The sequence below is a fragment of the Actinophytocola sp. genome, from assembly GCF_050699935.1.
GTDB lineage: Bacteria > Actinomycetota > Actinomycetes > Mycobacteriales > Pseudonocardiaceae > Actinophytocola.
Map to the genome: position 1 here is coordinate 1 of NZ_JBOHGB010000272.1, position 3,886 is coordinate 3,886.

Genomic DNA, 3,886 nt, shown 5'->3' on the forward strand with positions numbered 1-3,886 from the left:
ACTCGCGGGCACGGTCGAGACGATGTGGGTGAGAACGCGGTACGCCGCTGTGGCGACAGCCGCCTCCCCCGAAGCGCTACCGGAGAAACGCCGCTTGAGGAGATACGGCCGGTGATGCTTCGGCGTGATCGCGTTGACTGCGTCGTACACCGCGCCCTGGACCATCCCCAGGTTGATCTGAAGCGCATTCGGTGCACCGCCCGCCGGCGCGGGGAAGACGACGAGTGTGCTCGTCGCGATCTGGTTCCAATGCGTGGCTGCGGTGGCGTCCGTTGCAGCGGGTGGTGGTGCGGCCGACGCGCCGACACCGCCGAGCGGAGCCAACACCACCATGACCACCGCAACGAGCAAGCTGGATCGTCTACGCGACATCTTCTCCCCCTAGTGTCCGCCCGCTTGGTGCGTCCGTAGCAAATCACCTTGTAAACGACAGTGGAAGTCAAGCTGTACGTAGGTCCAGTCATCATGCTTGCGCACGTCCTGAGCGACGGTGACCGCCGAATTCCGGTGAACTAGGAACGTGCTCGCCGTGCGCACACCGCAGCGAGTTGGCAAGATCATCCTCGTACCTTGCCGGGGCATCAGGGCGCGGGCCGTAGGTAGAGGTTGGCAGCACGCTTTCCGATCTTCTCGCCGTGTTTGATCCCTGTTTCGACCGCGTCTCGGAAGTGGAACCCGACAAGAATGCGCGAGAGGCCGTTCTCTTCCTCAGCTTGGGAGAAGCTGGTGTACGAACGAAGCACCGGCGACGGATCGGTGCACGTACTTCCGGCGGGCAACGTCAAGCTGCAGGTCGTGAAGCCGATGTCGTCGGTGCCGAAGAACCGCTTGAGGACACCAGCGGCTGCGCCCCCCTCGACCGAGTGCGCCGAGTCGTAGTCCGGAATTGGCGGAGTCTCCACCAGAGGAGTCCAGGTCGGGTCGGCGCTGGTACTTGGGTTGCCGTCGGTATCCGCGGTTTGGATGGCGGTGACCGGTCGCCAGTAGTTGTAGTGGGATTTGGTCTCGAAGGAACCGATGTAGCCGTCGGCGAGGGCCATGTTGAGCAGGCCGAACAGTCGCGCGTTCTCCCACATGTCCAGCCCTTCGGAGCCGGAAACGGTTCGAGCGATCCGGTTCCACTGCAGCGGGGAGCTTTCAACCCAGAACAGGGCGATCTCGGTCTGTTCGGCGGTGCGCGCGCTGGGGGTGGTGACGTCGTCGCCGCCGAGAGCCTTCACTTCGTTGAAGTCCGCGGTGTACTTCTTCGAGGTCACCGCATAAGGCGGACCCGGACGAAACTGGGAGCTGTCATTCAGCACGAAGGGGGTGACGTCGGCCCATCCCGGCGCGAATACGAACGTGAAACCGGGTGTGAAGCGATACTCGCCTGGATCAGTGCCCTGGGGGTATGCAAAATCGAGCAAGGGCGTATCCGATCCGTCCGCGGCCCGCAGAGCGAGGATGGCTGCGGCTGCGGCTTGTCCTACGTCAACACCCTGCGTCTTGGCCGGACCGTCAGGGATCACGCCGAGGGCGGCTGTGTAGTCCGCATCGACACTGGCAATGCCCGCGTCGATGCACGCCTGCGGGAAGGGAGAAGGGAGTTGAGCAATGAGCGGAACCAGGACGTCTCGCGCAGCCGCAGCTACGGCGGCATCCGCAGATGCTCCCGGGTTTACCTGCAAATCCACCGCATAGGGACGAGAGCGACGGTCTATGGCATTCAGGGCATCGTGGATGGCCAGATGCATCATGGCGTAGAGACGCGATTCGTGGAGCGGGTTGTCAACGGGAGATATGCACGCGGCGATCGCAGCCTCGCCGGCGTTAGCATTCCACGCGGTGACGGCATCCTCGTCCACCTGTGCCTGCGCGGAACCTCCGGTCGCCGCCGTCAGCACGCTGGCGACCATGAGCGCTGAAACCAGAGCACCTGCTCGTCTCATTCGCAACCTACCAACCACGGTGCCCTACCTCCCTTGAGTGGACCCCGCCAAGCACGAAGCACCAAGACCGATCGATACCACTGATTCCTGAGTTGCCGTATTGACGCTGATCGAAAATATCCTCGTCCCGAATAACGCTGACATGCCAGGACGACCCCCTTATAGCATGCGCGGCAGGTCGCGTATAGCGCGGAGCAGCTATCTCCGTGTCCGGGGCCGCCTAACTAGGTGTGTCCTAGCCCGGATCTTTCGCGCGCCGGCCGATGAGGGCTGGGCGGCTGTGTCGCGGCCGACTTTCGGGTGATTGTGCAGGTCGGGTGTGACAGGTCGTCCGATGTCGCTCGGTGGGGCGCCGGGTTCCACGGGCCCGGGTGTGGCAAGGAGTCGTCGGGGTGGGGGGTTCGCGGTCAGCCGCTGGGGGCGGGCAGGGCGCGCAGCCGGGCCAGCATGTCGACGAGCAGGCCGCTCCACGGGCCGGTGCGGGGCAGGTGCAGCACGATGCGTCGGCCGGAGACGGCCAGACGCCCGGCGGTGGAGAACAGCCGCAGCCGGAGCCGTTTGGGCTCCCACCGGCGGGCTTGGTGTCCGGTCAGGGCGAGGGTCTGCAGCCACGCGGTCAGCTCGCAGGCCAGCGCGATGATGGCGCACCAGATCTTGTTCTGGTCGAAGTCGTGCAGCGGCAAGTTGGTCAGCCCGGTGTCCTTCGCGCAGCGGATCCGGTCCTCGGCGCGGGCCCTGCGGCGGTGCCGCAGCTCCAGGTCGGCCAGCTGCCCTCGGGTGGTGTTGGTGGCGAACGCGGTGACCCGCATGCCGTCGACGTCGGTGAACCGCAGCTGCGCGCCGGGGTGCGGGCGTTCCCGCCGGACGATCACGCGCATGCCCTTCGGCCAACCGGACAGGTCCAGCAGGCCGGTCAGCTCGGCAACCCACGCCCCGTCGCGCACGTCGCCGTCCGCGTCGTAGGCCGGCGTCCACACCGCCTTCGGGATGCGCCCCAGCAACTGTTCGGTGTCATCGGGCAGGGTGAACCCCACCGAGTAGGACAACCGCTGGGCGGCGAGGAAGTCCAGCACGTCGTGGGTGCACCCGGCCGCGTCGGTGCGGATGAGCACCCGCCGACCTGGGCGCACACCCGGCCGGTGGGAGGGCAGCTGCCGCAGCGCGTCGCGGATCACGCCGATGTGGTCCACGGCGGTGTTCGACCCGGCGTTACCCGGGCGCAGCAACACCGCCAGCGGCTCCCCTGTGCCGTCGGGTCCGTGATCGACGAACGCCCACAACGGATGGAAGCCAAAGCCGCGCTTGAACGTCGGGCGAGCCTGCTCCTTCTCGCTGTGCGCGGTGACCAGCGTGGCATCCACGTCGATCACCACCGGCTTCTCCGCGGTCGCGCCGGCGTCCGGGGCGTGCTCACCGGCCAGCTTCCACACCCGCGCCCGCGCCGCCGCCCGCGCCGCGTTGATCGCGCCCAGCGTGCGCGACGCGTCGGCGGCCAGCACATCGATGGTGCGCGACACCGTCGGGTCCGAGGCCACCGCGCCATACAGGCCCGGCTCGGCGCGCAGCACCGCAATATCGGCCAGGCAGTCCCCGCCCAGCGCCAGAGCTGACGCCAGATCGCACACCACCTTGGCCGGGTCGTGCACCGCCAGCGGCTTGCGCCACGGCGCCAGCGCCTGGCTCAACATCTGGTCCAGACCGCTGACCCGCAGCGTCTCGACCAATGTGACCCCACCGGCCTGCGACACCACCCCGGACCCGGCCGCGTCGACCCCGACCCGCGGATACAACCCGCTACGCTTCTTCACCTGAAAGGTGCTCCTCGACCAGCCCGGAAATGACTCTCGACCAGTCACATCCTCGCTGGCCAGGAGCATCTTTCAGGTGATCGACACGGTCACCTCGGCATCGGCCGGTGAAAGCGCCGGGCTAGCCCGCGGGCTTGACGAGGATGCTAT

At 67.0% G+C, this 3,886-nt stretch carries 3 protein-coding genes; all 3 read right to left on the reverse strand.

The window, feature by feature from the left end; translation table 11 throughout:
- A partial coding sequence (locus tag ACRDTB_RS37620; RefSeq protein ID WP_431437041.1) for a hypothetical protein occupies window positions 1-351 on the reverse strand: 351 nt, incomplete at its 3' end.
- 230 nt (window positions 352-581) lie between these two features.
- Complete coding sequence (locus ACRDTB_RS37625) at window positions 582-1,883, reverse strand: vanadium-dependent haloperoxidase (protein WP_431437042.1); 1,302 nt, start codon at window positions 1,881-1,883, stop codon at window positions 582-584.
- A gap of 452 nt (window positions 1,884-2,335) precedes the next feature.
- Window positions 2,336-3,736 carry an IS1380 family transposase gene (locus ACRDTB_RS37630; protein ID WP_431437043.1) on the reverse strand — a complete coding sequence of 467 codons (1,401 nt, stop codon included), beginning with the start codon at window positions 3,734-3,736 and terminating at the stop codon, window positions 2,336-2,338.
- Window positions 3,737-3,886 lie beyond the last annotated feature (150 nt).